Genomic DNA, 15,705 nt, shown 5'->3' on the forward strand with positions numbered 1-15,705 from the left:
GGCTGCGCTCCGAACGGCTGAGGCCCGCCCGACATGCCTGAGTGCGGTGGTTGGTTCGGATCGTGCGTCATTGATTCCCCCGTGGAACGTGCGGAGCGGTTCGGTGTCGCCGAAAGATTAGCACCCCTGCCCAGCAACCGATCCATTGTCTGGCCCGCTGACATTCCCAGTCGTTGCAAAAGATGGAGAAGATGTCACAAATCCTCAGCGAGCCTCCTTATTTGGCCACATCCGTTCAAAGCTGAGCGGACAAGATATCGTCTGGGTCATGGCTGAATACAGAATGGTATGGGTGCGCGATTACGTCATGACCGGTCGGGGTGAGATGTTGGTTGACGTCCCGAATGCGACGCACGTGCTCAACGAGTGGTGCAACGCTGGCTACGAGGTAGTTTCCATGGTTCCAGGCACCAATGCCCAGACCCATACGGGAATGTTCATCACATTCCGCAGGAATTAGCTTTGGACTGCACCTCGCCCCTCTGGAAAGTGCCACGAAACGCCCGGTCCGCCAGCTCCGCAATTCTCCTCAATAGCGCCTCCGGTTCCTGCGATAGATCCAACGGGAACTCCACCACGGACACCCCTGTATTCAGTACTCGGCGGGAACGGGGCTTTCCCGCACCTGCGTAAACGAGCCAAGCAAGCGGCACCCCAAGCGCGGTGCAGTAAGCCAGCATTTGGTAATGGTCCGCATTCGGATAAGCTCCACCAACAGACGCGGCCTTGTACTTGGCATCAAAGATCATCGCCGGCAGTCCGCGGACGGAGTGCACCACGTCCACATACATCCGCACTCTGTCGCTGCTCGGATACAAGGGCTCTGCTTCGTCCATGAACGCTTCGTATTGCCACTCCGTCAGCCCTGGATATGGCTCCAGCGCTTCCCTCAGCGCGGTCGCAACAAAGTCCTCGAACACGGTGGCCATATTCACCACAAAAGACGCAACTGCGCGGTGACCCATTCCAGCTTCGGCGGACATGGTCCGAAGGATGATCTCGGACAACCTCACCGCCGGCACGTAATGCCCGTTGATACGAGATTCGCTCCACAACGGCAGCGGAGCTCCATGGTTCAGGGCCGAAACGCCGTCGAGCTTTGAATCCAGGTGCGCCAGTCGCGCAACAAGTGAATCAGTCAACCGCGGAATGTGGAGCATCATCCGAATTGCCGCGCGAAGAATCTGGTTTTCCGCTACGTCCGAGGTGTAGTCGTCATAGGACACTTCTAGCGGCAAGAGCATCCCCGGTCGACGGGTCATCTGATCGCCGACGCGGATGCGCCCTCTTACTGTCCGCAGCGATTCTTCCATGTGCACGTAGCCGTTGAGCGGGCCCCGTTCGAGTGCCCGTTCGCCGTGCCTTGCAAGCGATTCGCCCAGCGCAACAAAGAGATCCTCATCCTCTTCTGCAGCCACGTTGTCTGGCCTAAACCCTGGGTCGGCGGCGTAGCCCAGCAAAAAGAGGAGCCTGCTGAGACCTACCTTTTCCTTGGGGTTCACCCTGACCAGAAGGTCATCGATCTGGACGGCTCCAACCTTGCCGGAAGGCAGAATTGTCCAAGCACCGTTGTGCGCCGGGACGACGGAAACCAAACCCGTCTCCCGCAGGGTGGCCGCTACATCGCGTTCCAGCACTACGGGCTCCGGGTAGCCCTGAAGCTCGTCGAGGATGATCTCCGTCTGCATTAGGCTCGGGCGTTGCCAGGTTCCGAAACATCGGCATCCAGCCCGACGGGACCACTCGCCCTGCGCCGAATGGCGGCGAGGCCGAACTTCTCACGGATCTTTTCCCGACTCATTTGTCCGAAATAGTGTTCCTCGAGCAACGGCAACAGCTCGTACTTCCAGATTTCAGCCAGGCCTTGATCAGTTTCCGCATGCTCCTTCATGAAGTATGAAGGCCCGATCATCAAGTCGCGCTTCGTGTCCCCAAGCTCGCTATTCAGTGCATTCAGCAGGTCAGCGCGCAAGGCTGGTTGTCCAGTCGTTTCCAGGAAGCGCTCCAGCATGCCCGAGATCATGCCCTCTTGCGGATGAAGCTCCACAAAGGCGAACCGGCGTCGAATCGCGGCGTCCACCATCGCAATCGAGCGGTCGGCTGTGTTCATCGTGCCAATGATGAACAGGTTCGGCGGCAACACGAATGTCTGCTGCGGGTTGTACTGAAGGTTGATTCCTTGGTCACGGTACTCCAACAGGAAATACAGTTCACCGAAAATTTTGGCCAGATTTCCACGGTTCATCTCATCGATGATCAGGAAATATGGCTTGTCACGGTTCCCGTCCAGCGAAGCCTCTGCGGCGATTCGCCGCAAAGGCCCGGGTTCAAGACTAAAGCCAACATCCCCGCCGTCGGACTTCGCGGGACGATAGCCCTCAAAGAAGTCCTCGTATGCATAGGAGGGGTGGAACTGCACCGTCTTAACGTGGTCCCCATGTTCCTCACCCGCGAGGAAGCGTGCGATCTTGCCCGCCAGGTACGTCTTGCCGGTCCCGGGAGGACCGTAGAAAACGATCTGCTGACGCGTCTGCAGCAAACGAATGACTTCCTGAATATCGTCGCGCTCGACATGCAACTTGGTTGCGAGATCGGCGGTCGCCTCGCGCAGTTGAGGTACGACGGCGGCCTGCGTCAGTGTGGGCGGCTCCGGTTCGGTGCCACCCTCGGTTTCGGTCCCAAACCATGCACCTATGATTGAGAGCCCATCAGTCAGGTCGACGACGGAGCCCTGCTCCTCCAAGAGACGCGGCAGCGGTGCAGGAAGCTCCGCGTTGGGAATGGCTTCCTGCCGCCAGGCAACCTGCCTGCGCAGACGGGACGTCTCATCGTCGGCGTATTCTGCTTCGCCGGTAATGATGCCCAGGTAAAGGTTGCTCTCGAAGGCAGTGAGAACCAGGTCGCCCACTTTCATCTGGGTGAGAAAGCGGTAGAACTCACGCGCTCGGACTTTCCGTTCCGCGTAATCGATGTGCTGGTAGCCGGCATTCACGGCAGCCTGTACTTGGTCGAAACTGCTTTGCGGGGAAGGCGAACCGAGGTGCTGGGCACGAAGGGAGACGAAGTCTTTTCCGAGCCAGGAATCCACCATCGCAACGCCGCCTTGGTTTTGGCGGACCAGCCAGGCTCGTCGCTCGGCGTGGTCGCCCGAAGGCTGCCACTCGCTCAGGTACGGCTCTTCATACCATTCGACAAATTCGTCCGAGTCGCCCTGCTGGGCTCTGCGGATGTTTAGCAGGTCCTTGGCAATGTCGAGGTCCGTATCGCCGGTTGGCCCTCCGATGATTCCGGCGAAAGCATTCCTGATTTTGATCCTGTGCTCTCGGCTCACAACGGGCTGAAGCTGATCCGGCCACGCCAGGAACTCTACGCTGTAGCGGATTGTTGGCCAGTCCTTGGGGACCTTCTGAGTCAGGCCAATGAATGCCCAAGGGTCTTCCAGGACCGCAATAGTGAGATCTTCCGGCTGCTCTGTCACAAATTCCACGAACCGGCTGAGCCAGCCGACGTGGTCTGCGACTTGAATGTTGAAGCCTACTCCCCCGTTGAAGGCACCCTTGGCTCGAAGGCCCTCGCGCAGTTCCTCCGGCAGCTCAACGTTGGCCCCGGGCACCCAGGAGAGGACCTTCTCCACCCGAGCGATCTTAGTTGCGGCCGTCACATTCTCGAGGGGAAAAACTTGGAGATAAACCAGTTCAGCCGCCAGAAGGACGGTTGCCCTGGGGGCGCCAGCCAGCTGACGCTCCAGTTTGGCCATAAAAGTACCAGGGCCAACATCGGTGTTCGAGCTCCGGTACGCTAGGTCCTTCGCCGCCTCCGACGTCCAGGTGTGCGTGTGTCCGTCCAGGGGCGAAGGCTCGCCTCGAAGACCCGCACTGATGATCAGCCTCGCTGGCGTTTCGGTCTGCTCGGCGTCGCCGGATTTGATTCCAGTGCCCATCTTGTCGCCCCTCCAGTCCCGGAATGCAGCGCTGTCCCCCGGCCCCCATTTATCCGTCGGATCCACATTCATCACAGTCCACATCAAGCCCTGCGCGTCCAAACGATCGCGAAGTTGAATGCCATGCTCGGGAGCCAGCCGGATGATTTCGTCGAGAGCCTCCAGCAGAAGTTCATAGCGGCGCGAAGGGTCTCCATTCGCACCCCTGTCATCCCAGCCAACCAATTTCAGAAACTTCTTGGCTGCCTGAGCCCGGTAAGGCGGGAAACGGTACGGGTCCCGTCCCATGAGCAGGAGGGAAGCGAAACCGATGATGCCGCCAACGGAGAACTGCTCTTGGTTGTATGGACGGAGAGCAAGCGCGAACTCGTCGATGCGCCCGGTATCCAAGTCACCATCCCACAGCAAGGCAATCACTTGCCACAGTTCACCGGGCTTTGTCCGGCCCAGGTCGATCAGTCGCATCATGAAGTATCGATTCATCAACCCGGATGACGCGATGTCCCGCCGTAGCGCTTCGAACCATTCCTGATCCTGTTCGAGGAAGGTTTCCCGGGTTCTCCGGAGTCGCTCGGCAACTGCAATCTTGTAGCTGTACTCGTCAGCGTCCAGATCGACAGTCTTAGCGAAGAGCGCACCGAACTCCATGAATTGCTGCCATTTAGGATCGCTCACGCTGCGTCCGTCCTAAATAGCACCAAAGATTCGCACTCTACAAAACGGGACATCCACGACTCCGATTTCTGCTCAGTCGGCGCCACGACATGCGCCTGGGCCGCGGAGCCACAATAGGGCTGATCTCAGCTCAACATTCACGACCATCTATATATCTAGCACCGCTTATGCGCGAATGCGGAGAAGACACAGGGGCACCTGATATGTGACGAGGATGGCTGCCATTAGGGATGTCGCTGAAAAATCTCTACTTCGCCACGGCGGCAGCTGTTGCGAACACATCTGCCGGCATGGGGCGATGGAGTTTCCACGTGACAGCAATTGGCTTCTCCCCCGCGTGCTGCACATAGTCGACCTGCCCAAGGCACGTGTAAGGAACGGTAAGCCCGGTCTCGTCTTCCGCCGTGTTGCGAGTAAAGAGGACGAGGTGGGATCCATGAGCCCGGCGATCCAAGTACCGCTTGCCAGTTCGGCTGGTAGTCGACGTCGCATTCTGCGACTCCCAATGAAAAAGCTCCGGACTGATGGCGTAGTCCTTGTACATCGTCGTCGCAGAGTGCTTCCGATCGTCCTTGTTTAGCGTCACGAAAAATGCATCTGTCGCGGTCGAAGGACACCAAGCCACGCCCTCGCGATGCTGCACGTTCTTCCCAAGTTCCAGCGAGCCATACTGCAGGGCCGCGAGAACTTCTTCTCGCCGGTACGTGGCATGAGTCAACAGCGGAATGTGCTGAAGGCCAGCACCGAGACCCTTGGGGGCATGCCTGGATGATGCGGCTCCCAGGCTCACGATTTGCTTAATCTCACTGCACACAAAGCCGTAGGTGCGAAGGTGATCCAGACCGTCGTCGTACGTCTTGAAACCGCCGCCGTCATCCCAAAGCGTGTAGAAAAGCATTCGCGCGAAAGTCTGCTCGCGGGGGCCCAGCTCCGCGTAGCGGGGCGCGTCTACAGAAACGAGCATGGCGTAAGCATCCGCTCGTTCCTGATCGTCAACGTGGATGAGGGCGGCCATTCGTCCGAGCAACTTCTTCTCTTCAGCACCAGCTTGGTCGTGATGGGCGCCTTTCAGCGCTGATTCAAGCGGAGAGAATCCTTCTATCAGTTGCGCTTGACGTAGGTAACCGGTCCACGAGTCACGCGTTGTCCTATAAATAGTCTTCAGATCGTTGCCCGACTCCCGCAGATATGAGGCAAGTTCGACTTCTCCGTATGAGTTGATGTCGGTGACCAACTGGTTCCGGTTGAAGCGAAGCTGGGCCTTGATATTGTCCAGTACGACTTTCTGTGCCACGCGATCCAGCACAATTTGGGATCCCGATGGAAGGTACGGGAATTCTTCTTCGACAGCCTTTTCCAGTTGTTTGCGACCGTAACCGGTGAGTGCCCTATAGCGCAGATCGAAACGAAACTCTCGACGCTGCTGGCCAATGAAGTCCAGGACCGTGAGCACGGCCTTGTCGTCGGCTCGGCGCAAGCCACGCCCCAACTGCTGCAGGAAGATCGTGGCGCTCTGCGTCGGCCTCAGCATGAGGATTGTGTCCACCTCAGGGATATCGAGCCCCTCGTTGAAAATATCGACGGCGAAAATACAGTTGATCTCGCGGTTACGCAACAGATTGAGGGCGTCGGCTCGTGCTGCCTCATCCGTACCGCCGTCGACCGCAGCTGAGCGAATGCCGGCGTCGTTGAACACTCTGGCCATATACCGGGCATGCTGGACCGAAACGCAAAAGCCGATCGCCCGCATGTGTTCCGTACCGACGACTTTGTCCTGAAGTTCTCGGATGACCTTTGCCGCACGAGCGTTGTTGCCCGTGTATATCTGGTCAAGTTGAGCAACGTCGTATCCACCATTGCGCTTCCAATTTAGCTGGCGGAGATCTACGTCGTCAGAGACGCCGAAGTAGTGGAATGGGACGAGGAGATCCGCGTCTAAGGCGTCCCAGAGCCGGAGCTCGCTGGCAGTTCTCCCCTCAAAGAATTCTTTGGCGACGTTGCCTCCGTCGCCACGCTCCGGGGTTGCGGTTAGTCCTAGAAGTTGCTGGGGCTGCAGGTAATCAATCAGCTGGCGGTAGGTGGGTGCCAGGGCGTGGTGGAACTCGTCGATGACGACGACGTCGAACTGGTTGGCCTCGAATGTCTGGACCCCAAGGGACGCCAGCGACTGTACTGAGGCGAAGAGATGCGTCCAGTGTTCGGGCTTATGATCGCCGACATAAAGCTCACCAAAGGATCCGTCGTGCAGAACATTGCGATATGTACGCAGGGACTGCCTGAGGATCTCTTGCCTATGAGCAACGAACAGCAAGGACAATGGCCTTCCGGCCGCTTCACATAAGCCTTTGTAGTCGAGTGCAGCGATGACCGTCTTTCCTGTGCCTGTTGCGGCGACAAGAAGGTTGCGGTTGAACCCCTTTGACCTTTCAGCTTCGAGATCCTCAAGCATTTCTTCTTGGTGAAGGAACGGAACGACCTCGAGCCCCGTGATGGTATTGGGGGCGGCCGTTCGCTTCCCGCCATTGCGTTCCAGAGCAGCGTCGAGTTTATCTCCGTCGCGGTTGGGATCGTAAGCTTGGAAGGCCTTCTGCTCCCAATAGCTGTCGAAGGTGACCTCGAACTTCTTGAGCAGATCTGGCGTTGCGATTGAGCTGAGTCGGACGTTCCATTCCAGACCATCTAGCAGGGCTGCCCGGCTGAGGTTCGAGCTGCCGACGTATGCGGTGTCAAAACCAGTGTTCCGCCTGAAAAGCCAAGCCTTGGCATGGAGTCGTGTGGCCTGGGTTTCGTAGCTGATCTTTACCTCGGCGCCGTAACGTCGGACGAGCTCATCAATAGCTCGGCGTTCCGTGGCCCCCATGTAGGTGGTGGTGATGACCCTGAACTTCACACCACGCTCGTGCAGTTGCTCAAGAGCTGGTTCGAGAAGCCGCAGGCCCGTCCAACGGACAAACGCACAGAGCAGATCCACGGTGTTTGCCGACTCGATTTCCGTCCTCAGCTCAGCGGCGAGGTTTGGCTCGTCCTTGCCGTTCGTTAGGAGTGCCGACTCACTGAGCTTTGTGGTGGGCCGTCTGAGCTGACGCCGCTTGAGCGCGTCGGGCTTATGGAGGGAAAGCAATTGACGTGGACCGGGCGTGACCTGGCTCTCAGGTTGCAGCTGCGACAGCAGCTTGTTGGCGAGGGCCACCCGGTCTTCCGGCTTCGTGGCGGCCAGCGCATTCCTAACAGCTTCGGCGATGTGGCGGGAAAGTACTTCGGGGCTCTCGTCCGGATCAACGTCGTCAACGATCGAGTCGAAGTCGGGCAGCAACGACAACTTAGACTCAATGCCCGTGGTGTGCAGAAGCTCGTAAAGTCCCTCGGGAAGTACTTCCCGGCCGGTTCCCCCATCAAATGTGTTCACTGCGCCAGGGTATTGGGCGGGCACAACATCCACCAATCAGCACGGGTTGCTTGGCATCGACTGCTAGCACGAGACTCGTCACAAACAACGTGGATTGTGAGTGCCGCTTAGATTTATTCCATGTGGGATAGCTTCTGGGCAGATGTCGTGGTTGCCGTGATAGGCGCAGTCTTGACCGTAGGAATCGCATATGGCACCTTCTGGGTGCAAGTGCGGCACAACGAAAGACGCGTTCTCCGGCATCTCATCTGGGATCTTCAGCATCGACGCGCGTTGTCAGTTGAGGTTCCAGCCGAGATACCAAACGCCAATACCCTAGAGGACTACAATCGCGCAAACCTCAGCGTAATCGATATGCGAGACCGTGTTCGACACGCTGTGGACCAAGTTCGCCCTAACTCCAAGGCTCAGGAGTGGCTATCGGACATGATGACTGCCTGCCACCATTATCTTGAAGACGCCGACTCAGAGCCCAATTTCTATGCCGTTTTCCTTGGTGACTTGCAGCATGACCTAAACACAGCTGTACAAGGCGTTGCCACCGTTGTTCGTGGGGTTGAAGCCCGAGAACCGGGGTCGGCGGCATATGCAAACCGGCCACACCGTGCAAGAGTCATGCCAAACTGAGACGTCAGAAATAGCAGCCACCACAACTCAGCCCCACTGCTCGGAGGTCGTTTACAGTATGGGCAGGTTTTACCGTTGGTCTATCTCGGATTCTCATGCTCGAGACGGAATAACGAAATCATCCCGGCGCGAGGCATTGTCGTCAAAATATGGTCAGCTTATTGGCTTCGGTGGAGTACAAAGTAAGCCATAAGGGTGTTCAGCTCAGTTGCTTCCTCGAGGGTAAGTTGTCGCTTGTCAGGGACGGTCCTATTCTTCGATATGGATGAAAAACCATGCCGTCTGGCTGCACGGACTGGTGTCCTGAATGAAGGGAGGTTCGAGGCAGTGCGAGGCTGCCTCCGGCACCATGAGTTACGTCAAGTCAACCGCCCGAAAACTTCCCGTCCCGGCACGTACCGCCAAATCACGTGGTCCAGCTTGCGGAGCTCGGTCGGGTACAACTCGGCCACCTGAGTTATCAGGCCCGCCGCTTCCTTCGGCGTGAGCTGACGCCCATCGAGGTCTGCGTGCTCCTCAATGAAGCGGACCACCATGCGGTCAGGTTTCACGGACTGCAGCCCAGCGAGGATCAGCAGATAATTGGACGTCACACCCGACGACTGACTAGGTAGGCGTAGCCACGCCTTCTTGATCCTTTGCAGCTCCGGATCGACAGGGAACTCCCTTCTTATGTCCTCGGCGGTCTCTATTGCGCCGCCTTCAAGTGACGCCATAGCCAGCGCAGCTCCACGAACAACTTCTGCCTTAAGAAGTGCTCCTGCTCTCGTGTACTCAGGCTTCCGGGTTTCTTACGGCGTCAGCCCACCCTGCGCTTCCCCCGGCCGACTCGAAGGAGGCCAACAGCTCTGTGGCGCCGTCGGTATTAGGATTTCCACCTTGGGCTCGCCTCATTGCACGATATGCAGTGATCACGTTCACGACGCTGGAGTAATGGGACCCTGTTGAAAAGATCGAGTCCACGATGCACAGGGCAAGGCTGCTCGGATAGCCATCGGCTTCAATCCAGCTGGATTCGTCCTGAAAGATGGTGCGGCATACATCGGCCAGCTTCGCTGCTGATTCATGGAGTTCGGCGGTCATGGACGGACTCTAACAAGCAGCCGCCTCTCATGGGTTTCGAACATTGTGTCGCGCCAACAGAACCCGTGGGTTTGTATCACGTAACAAATGGTCGACCAATTACTTGAAGATTACACTTCCATGGTGCTCGCAGCCCGAGAGCGAAATGGGGGCAATGGCTACGGCCGTCGGTTTTGAAATGGGGAAAATTGAAGAAATCCGCTCTTGCAGTGGTTTTGTCCAGCCTGGCCTTGGCAGGCTGCGCAGGATCACCTGCAGCCGCTCCGACAGTGACGGCTACCGTAACCGCCACGGTCACGGCGACGGCGACGGTAACAGCCGCACCGGCTCCGGTAGTTACACCTGCTGCCGTGGTAACAACTCCAGCCGCTGCAGCAACTGCCATCATCCCGGCAAATGTGGCTGGAATGAATGCACAGGCACTCGACGACGATTTGGAAGCACTCGGTTTCAAGAAAGTCGTCTACAACGCGGATACGGGAAAGACCGTTCTGCTTCTAAGCAACTGGACAGTTACCGGCATCGACAATCCCGGAACAGAACAGGCAACGAGTAGAACGGTAGTTGTGCACGTCACGAAGTGATTGCATAAGCAGCGCACAGTATCAAGGGCGTGACAGGTAAGACCACGGCAGCCGGGGTGTGCCGGAATGAGGCCCCACCCACGATGCCGTGGTCTTCCTCCTGCGGAAGTCCGTTCCGGCAAGTAACGACGGCGAGACTTCCCGGAAAGACCGCGCCAGTCGTGCAAGGATGAGGCGTGGACACTTCCTCCGAAAACCTGGCCATAGCAATCGGAAAAGCCTTGGGCGGAGGACAAGCGAGCGCCTATGAAGGCACCGTTTTCTGCCAAGGCCTCAACCATCAGATGAGTTATGCCATCTCTGTGCACCCGAGGGCCTTTACGTGGTCCGCGAAGGAGTTGCCGGACGGACCTACGCGCGCGTTCGACCCCCGACGACTGATCATCCAGACCGACGGCGTGGATGATGCCTATGGCCTCTCAATTGAGCGCATCCCGTTTGCTTTTCCCGAAGCCGTCCAGCTCTCATTCCCTCTGTCTTTGCCCATCTGGGGCCGACACCTGGACGACTATCACCCGGTCGCCTCCGAAGTCCATGGCTTGGAAACGACACTCCTGCTCAGGCATCGCATGGACCCGACGATTTTTGGATCCTTCACTTTCGAGACCGAAAGCGGTATCGCCAAAAGCTTCTTCACTCCCTCCACGGCGATGAAGCTGGAGCGTGAGACCCGGCCTGACCATGGAGACTACGACTTCGGTTTCGTAGCCGGCTCCGGAGACGCTGACTTTCAGAATCGCTTTCGCCCGGATCAAAACACCCGCTAACAAGGAGACGGCCAGCAGACGTCAGTCCGCAGGCCATCATCAAAGCCCGAGTCACTCAGTGCCTCGAGGCTACGCCCTGGAATCAGGTCGTTTGCTCCGCCGCAACACGTAAATGCCGTAGCAACCGAACCCCAGCATCACCACCGCCCCCAGGCCCCGCCACCAAACAAAAGGTTGCCAGCTGGCGAAGATCACGGCCAACGCAAAGAACATCACTACCTGCAACGGGGACGGAATCCTTTTCATCGGGCTGCCCTCAGTCATCACGGCACGCTACCAACCGGCGCAGCCCATTAGCGTCAGCCCTATGCTCGACAACGTCCCCGCGAGCGCCCACCCGACAACTGCACCGCCCGGCGCGAAAATGGTGACCATGCTGACTCCCACGCCCAACGCGCAGCTCCACAGGACCGACCCCGGACTTCCACCGATGTTAAGGTGCGAGACCTGCTGCCCACCGATGTACACGTCCAAGTACCCGGGACAAGTGGCGGGATCGTTGGTGGTCCAGTTGAACGACATGCCCAGGTTGGTGCAAAACGAGTAGTACTGCCCGGCCGGCTCCGGCGGGGCCGGGCTGTTCACCTCGGCAGGTATTTCGACGGCGGCCGCATGGGTCTGCGCCGTCGGCTCAGCTGCGGTGGCCGGAGCCAAGCCAGTGAGAACCAACGCAGCGCTTGCGGCCAGGACGATTGCTATCTTGCTGATGTACTTCAGGATCATCATTGCTCCTAGTGAAGAACGATCTTGCTTGACCCGCACAGCCTGCGCCGAGGAACCACCGGCTAGGTGCCCAAAAGCCCCAAACTAGGTGGCGGCCCAGCCAAAATAGGTGCTCAAATGCCCGAAGATGAGTGGCTGAGCACTCCCCCTAGGTGCCGGCAATCATCCCCGACCTTGTCATTTCGGAAATTTCCGACATATCATCATCAGGTGCTTCCCGACGTCTTCGGTGCCCTGGCGAACCCCTCGCGGCGCACCATCCTCGACAGCCTCCTCGGAGGTCCCCTGACCGCGGGCGAACTGACGGGTCGATTGGAACTTAGCCGCTCATCGGCGTCGGAACACCTCAGCGTCCTCAAGGAAGCAGGCCTGATCCAGGAGGAAAGGCAAGGCAGGCACAGGATCTACCACCTCCAAGCCGCCGGGTTGCAGGAAGTCAGCGGCTGGCTGAAGCACTACGAGCAATATTGGAACCAGCGGCTCGACGCCCTGGCCGACCTACTGGACGGCCAATCTACTGAACAGGAAAACACCGATGACTGAAAACGCGATCCGCCTCGAACGCACCTTCCCGCACCCCCAGGACGCCGTGTGGGCAGCCCTGACAACGCCCGACCTCCTCGCCCGCTGGTGGGCACCCGGCGACATCGCACCCGTGGTCGGCCACCGGTTCACCATGGACATGGGCGGCTGGGGCCAGCAGCCCTGCGAAGTCCTCGCGGTCGAGCCCGGCACCTCCATCAGTTTCAGCTTCGCCGAAGGCACGTTGGACACCACCATCACGTGGACACTGAAAACGGTCGACGCCGGGACCACCCTCTACTTTGAACACGCCGACTTCAACCTGGACTCACCAATGGGACGCCAGGCCATCGAGGGCATGGGCAACGGCTGGCCCGGCCTCCTCACCCGCATCGACCAGGTCTTGGTCAACGCCGGCTAGCCCCGGCACCCAAGGCGAGTGCCGCCGTCGTACTTTCCTGCACTGCGTCCGACGTAGATCCGGCACCAACGGCGAGCACAGCACGGCCATGGCAGGATGGGCTGATGTTGCCCGATGCCGAGTCCTTGCTTGCAGGTCCCCGCGGAAGACGACTGTGCCTGGAGCTCGCCATGCAGGCCGACCCGGCGATACGGCTGGCGGTGTTCCATATCGGCTACAACCTAGATCCGGCGGCCGGTAGGTCGAGGGTCATGTACCCACTCAGCTCGTCGGAGGAGCCCGAGCCCGTTCCAGCTGCTCCGACCATCGCCGAGTTGGTTACCCGCATAGGCGCATTGGACTTGGAAACCGTGAATTCCTTGGTGCCATGTGCCCTGCAGCGAAGCGTGGACACCGCCAGGTACTGGCAGGAACCCGACGGTGAGGACGCTCTCGCCGCCACGGATGCGATGACTGCTGCGTTGGCACACGTCGCAGCGGGCGTATTGGAATCACCCGCGTCGCAATGGTGGTGGGACGGCTTCCGTCCGGGGCAGTGGGCCATCGACTGGCGTTCCGCAAACGACCCAGCTCCACTCCCCCGAAATCCCCAGCAAATCCTGGCCGAATGGGCACGAAACCAACGGACCGGGGAGGTTCGCGCCGCGTGGGAACGCCCTGCAGACATTAGGGCCCAGGTGGGCGGAGAGTGGTGGTCCATCCCGCATGGGCTCGTGCAAACTGTCCCGCGAATCCCCGAAGGGCTCAGCCTCGTGGAGGATTCCCTCGGGTGGGAAAACGCGACCGCTATCCCTGTGAGCGGGGCCGGGCGTGTTCTGGAGATACGCACGGCCACGGATTGGACCGATCTTTGCCGGGCCTACCCGCTGGAGGTCACTGCATCCCGCCGCCATGACTGGTTCCGAACTACCGGTCGGCACGGGCGCTGGCTCATCCCTGACTGGGAGCGCGCCGCATTGGAATGGGACGCTGTGCACCTCACCGTCGCGGGCTACCTCAGCGCGGCAGGTCGCGCAGTCCGCATTGATCCGGACACCGCAACTGTGATCGCGGGTTGGGACCCGGGCAGCACAATCTGGCTCACGGACGTGGCCCGCGAATCCGATCAGCCACGACAGTTCTGGCACCGGCCCAATAACCAAGACGAATGGCTCCAAGTACGCGCGGACTAGGCGATATCCCCGCCGGGACCCGAATCAGGGTGGAGAATCGCGGGTATGGGTGGATCAATGTACCAACTGGCAACGGACAATCCGGCTCGGGATGCTGCCCGGAAGCAACGCGCAGCCCGCGCGGACGACTTCGGCGAGTTCGCCGCAAACTGGTCACACGCGGGTCCGGGCCCGTCCTCCATTTCCGGCCCATCTGAGGTCGCAGCGGGAATCATGGTCTCTGCGAACTTCGCCGACGCGAGCAAGGGCGAGCATTGCCTGATCACCCTCAAACCGGCGCAGAACCTGCCCATGCGGAGCGCGCACCTTGTCGAACTTTTGGCAAAGGAACTCACAAGCTTCGCGTACAGCCACATGGTTGCACACGGAGGCGACGTGCCAGCCGCCCTGGAACACGCAAGCGCTCAGCCCACGTCCATCCAAATAAACGGGATCGATACTGCTGGGTGGAGTCTGCAGCATCATGAGCTGCGTGGCATTGTCGCCCGATCTGGAAGCCGCGTGTATATGTGGCTCACCACGCGCGCCCCCGCAGAACCTTTGGCCCTACTCACCGAGGACTTCGGCGCACATCTCAGGGCGATGCGCGGCAAATAAGACCAGTGGTACCGTGCATGAATTCGGCCGGTTCTAGGGGGACGGCATGGAAGCTTGGCAGTGGATACCGGTGATTCTGGCGGGAGCATCAGCGCTCTATGTCACCGGGCTTATCGTTTGGGGCGTATTTGATGTCCTCCGTGAGGACCGACTCGACCAGCTCACCCGCGCGTTATGGATCCTGTTTCTCTTCGTCTTGCCGATCTTTGGCATCCTGGCGTGGCTCTACGCCAAACCGAGGATCGTCGGTGCGACCAACAGTGTCCGCCTTAAGAAGACGCTCTAAGAGCGCAAACTAAACCCAGGCCGCCAAGGCGCGCCCCGCCGTCGTACCTTCTCGGAGCGCGGGCCGTCAGCCACCAGCAATCTCCCGCAAGGTCTGCAGGTGGGCCGCCCACACTCTACGTCCAGCAGCCGTCAGGCTTGCCGACGTCCGGGGCATTTTCCCGGCGAAGCTCTTCTTGATCTTCACGAACTCGGCCTTCTCCAGGATGGCAAGTTGCTTGCTCAGTACGGAGTCGCTGACCTGGATTGCGTCCCGCAAATCCTTGAAGTCCAGCGACTCGGCCTTGGCCAGCGCGGCCATGATCGAGAAGCGGACCGGCGAGTGGACGAGTTCGTTGAGCTTGTGGCGCGGGTGTTCGTCGGCCGTGCTCATGCGCGCAGTTCCCGGAAGGCAGCCGCAAGGCCAATCAGCGCCAGTGCGACCGCGGCCGGAATGTAGAACCATAGGTTTCCGTCGGGGAAGAAGTACGTTCCCCCAACGAGCGCCACGACATAGAGGGCAAAGTATGCGAAGAGGGACGTCAGGAACCGCTTGGTGTAACCGGCTTTCGTGGACCGCTGGAACATGGGCCAGATGGAAGCCCTGATTGCACCCCACGCGCCCACGGAACACGCCAGTAGCGCAGCACCGTAGCCGGTGTGGGCCACTATGTGCATGCCTATCATCAGCAATGAACCCATGATCGCGAGGCTGGTGAAGAGGACAGCCACAGGCCAGGCTGCGGCATTGGTTGTTGTGGCGCCAATGGAGTCCGCCTTGGCCAACAGTTCCCGCGCTTGCGCTGCCGACATACTGCCAGTGTTCTCGTTCATGATTCCCCCAAAATTGTGTTGACTGACGTTGTCAGCCTAAGAAAGTACTTTCCAAAGTGTCAAGTACTTTCCACCACACAACGCCGTTTA

Annotated in this window: 17 protein-coding genes and 1 pseudogene; 9 read left to right on the forward strand and 9 right to left on the reverse strand. The window is 59.3% G+C overall.

Annotation, left to right across the window (positions count from 1 at the left end; all coding sequences use genetic code 11):
* Nucleotides 1-268 precede the first annotated feature (268 nt).
* The gene (locus tag AC5RU9_RS14305) at nucleotides 269-460 is read left to right on the forward strand and encodes a hypothetical protein (RefSeq protein WP_494016952.1); all 192 of its coding nucleotides are present in this window, start codon (nucleotides 269-271) and stop codon (nucleotides 458-460) included.
* Here AC5RU9_RS14305 and AC5RU9_RS14310 read toward each other — a convergent pair.
* From AC5RU9_RS14310 to AC5RU9_RS14320, 3 genes are all read right to left on the reverse strand, one after another.
* Nucleotides 441-1,688, reverse strand: a complete 1,248-nt coding sequence (locus tag AC5RU9_RS14310) for an McrC family protein (RefSeq protein ID WP_494016953.1) — start codon at nucleotides 1,686-1,688, stop codon at nucleotides 441-443. The genes AC5RU9_RS14305 and AC5RU9_RS14310 overlap by 20 nt on opposite strands.
* Nucleotides 1,688-4,615, reverse strand: coding sequence for an McrB family protein (locus AC5RU9_RS14315; RefSeq protein WP_494016954.1), 2,928 nt, complete (start codon nucleotides 4,613-4,615; stop codon nucleotides 1,688-1,690). Before AC5RU9_RS14315 ends, AC5RU9_RS14310 begins: the two co-directional genes overlap by 1 nt.
* Before the next feature lie 247 nt (nucleotides 4,616-4,862).
* On the reverse strand, nucleotides 4,863-7,934 hold the full coding sequence (locus AC5RU9_RS14320) for a DEAD/DEAH box helicase (RefSeq protein ID WP_494017137.1): 3,072 nt from the start codon (nucleotides 7,932-7,934) through the stop codon (nucleotides 4,863-4,865).
* A gap of 207 nt (nucleotides 7,935-8,141) precedes the next feature.
* On the opposite strand from AC5RU9_RS14320, the gene AC5RU9_RS14325 reads away from it, so the two are divergent.
* Nucleotides 8,142-8,648: a DUF6650 family protein gene (locus tag AC5RU9_RS14325; protein ID WP_494016955.1), complete on the forward strand. Its 507-nt coding sequence runs from the start codon at nucleotides 8,142-8,144 to the stop codon at nucleotides 8,646-8,648.
* 359 nt (nucleotides 8,649-9,007) lie between these two features.
* Here the strand turns inward: AC5RU9_RS14325 and AC5RU9_RS14330 are convergent.
* Nucleotides 9,008-9,373 (reverse strand): annotated as a pseudogene (locus AC5RU9_RS14330) (DUF8548 family protein); the annotation flags it as partial.
* A 49-nt stretch (nucleotides 9,374-9,422) separates the two neighbouring features.
* The gene (locus AC5RU9_RS14335; RefSeq protein WP_494016956.1) at nucleotides 9,423-9,731 is read right to left on the reverse strand and encodes a DUF8548 family protein; all 309 of its coding nucleotides are present in this window, start codon (nucleotides 9,729-9,731) and stop codon (nucleotides 9,423-9,425) included.
* A gap of 209 nt (nucleotides 9,732-9,940) precedes the next feature.
* Here AC5RU9_RS14335 and AC5RU9_RS14340 point away from each other — a divergent pair, with 209 nt between their 5' ends.
* Both AC5RU9_RS14340 and AC5RU9_RS14345 read left to right on the forward strand, forming a co-directional pair.
* Entirely contained in the window at nucleotides 9,941-10,315 is a 375-nt protein-coding gene (locus AC5RU9_RS14340; protein ID WP_494016957.1) for a hypothetical protein, read from the forward strand.
* Nucleotides 10,316-10,491: 176 nt separating this feature from the next.
* Nucleotides 10,492-11,082: a hypothetical protein gene (locus AC5RU9_RS14345; protein WP_494016958.1), complete on the forward strand. Its 591-nt coding sequence runs from the start codon at nucleotides 10,492-10,494 to the stop codon at nucleotides 11,080-11,082.
* 69 nt (nucleotides 11,083-11,151) lie between these two features.
* On the opposite strand, the gene AC5RU9_RS14350 is transcribed toward AC5RU9_RS14345, so the two are convergent.
* Entirely contained in the window at nucleotides 11,152-11,346 is a 195-nt protein-coding gene (locus AC5RU9_RS14350; RefSeq protein WP_494016959.1) for a hypothetical protein, read from the reverse strand.
* Between the two features lie 9 nt (nucleotides 11,347-11,355).
* Nucleotides 11,356-11,808: a hypothetical protein gene (locus AC5RU9_RS14355; RefSeq protein ID WP_494016960.1), complete on the reverse strand. Its 453-nt coding sequence runs from the start codon at nucleotides 11,806-11,808 to the stop codon at nucleotides 11,356-11,358.
* Between the two features lie 207 nt (nucleotides 11,809-12,015).
* On the opposite strand from AC5RU9_RS14355, the gene AC5RU9_RS14360 reads away from it, so the two are divergent.
* From AC5RU9_RS14360 to AC5RU9_RS14380, 5 genes are all read left to right on the forward strand, one after another.
* On the forward strand, nucleotides 12,016-12,348 hold the full coding sequence (locus tag AC5RU9_RS14360) for an ArsR/SmtB family transcription factor (RefSeq protein WP_494016961.1): 333 nt from the start codon (nucleotides 12,016-12,018) through the stop codon (nucleotides 12,346-12,348).
* Nucleotides 12,341-12,748 (forward strand): SRPBCC family protein, encoded by a 408-nt coding sequence (locus AC5RU9_RS14365; RefSeq protein ID WP_494016962.1) that lies wholly within the window; start codon nucleotides 12,341-12,343, stop codon nucleotides 12,746-12,748. The genes AC5RU9_RS14360 and AC5RU9_RS14365 overlap by 8 nt, the downstream gene beginning before the upstream one ends.
* Nucleotides 12,749-12,852: 104 nt before the next feature.
* Nucleotides 12,853-13,920 (forward strand): hypothetical protein, encoded by a 1,068-nt coding sequence (locus tag AC5RU9_RS14370; protein WP_494016963.1) that lies wholly within the window; start codon nucleotides 12,853-12,855, stop codon nucleotides 13,918-13,920.
* 45 nt (nucleotides 13,921-13,965) lie between these two features.
* Nucleotides 13,966-14,517: a hypothetical protein gene (locus AC5RU9_RS14375; protein ID WP_494016964.1), complete on the forward strand. Its 552-nt coding sequence runs from the start codon at nucleotides 13,966-13,968 to the stop codon at nucleotides 14,515-14,517.
* 46 nt (nucleotides 14,518-14,563) lie between these two features.
* Nucleotides 14,564-14,803 (forward strand): PLDc N-terminal domain-containing protein, encoded by a 240-nt coding sequence (locus AC5RU9_RS14380; protein ID WP_494016965.1) that lies wholly within the window; start codon nucleotides 14,564-14,566, stop codon nucleotides 14,801-14,803.
* Nucleotides 14,804-14,869: 66 nt separating this feature from the next.
* Here AC5RU9_RS14380 and AC5RU9_RS14385 read toward each other — a convergent pair whose 3' ends face one another.
* Together AC5RU9_RS14385 and AC5RU9_RS14390 are read right to left on the reverse strand one after the other, a co-directional pair.
* Nucleotides 14,870-15,175 (reverse strand): winged helix-turn-helix domain-containing protein, encoded by a 306-nt coding sequence (locus AC5RU9_RS14385; protein WP_494016966.1) that lies wholly within the window; start codon nucleotides 15,173-15,175, stop codon nucleotides 14,870-14,872.
* Nucleotides 15,172-15,615: a hypothetical protein gene (locus tag AC5RU9_RS14390; protein WP_494016967.1), complete on the reverse strand. Its 444-nt coding sequence runs from the start codon at nucleotides 15,613-15,615 to the stop codon at nucleotides 15,172-15,174. Before AC5RU9_RS14390 ends, AC5RU9_RS14385 begins: the two co-directional genes overlap by 4 nt.
* Nucleotides 15,616-15,705: the final 90 nt, after the last annotated feature.

It is taken from the genome of Arthrobacter sp. B0316-5-4, assembly GCF_059090325.1.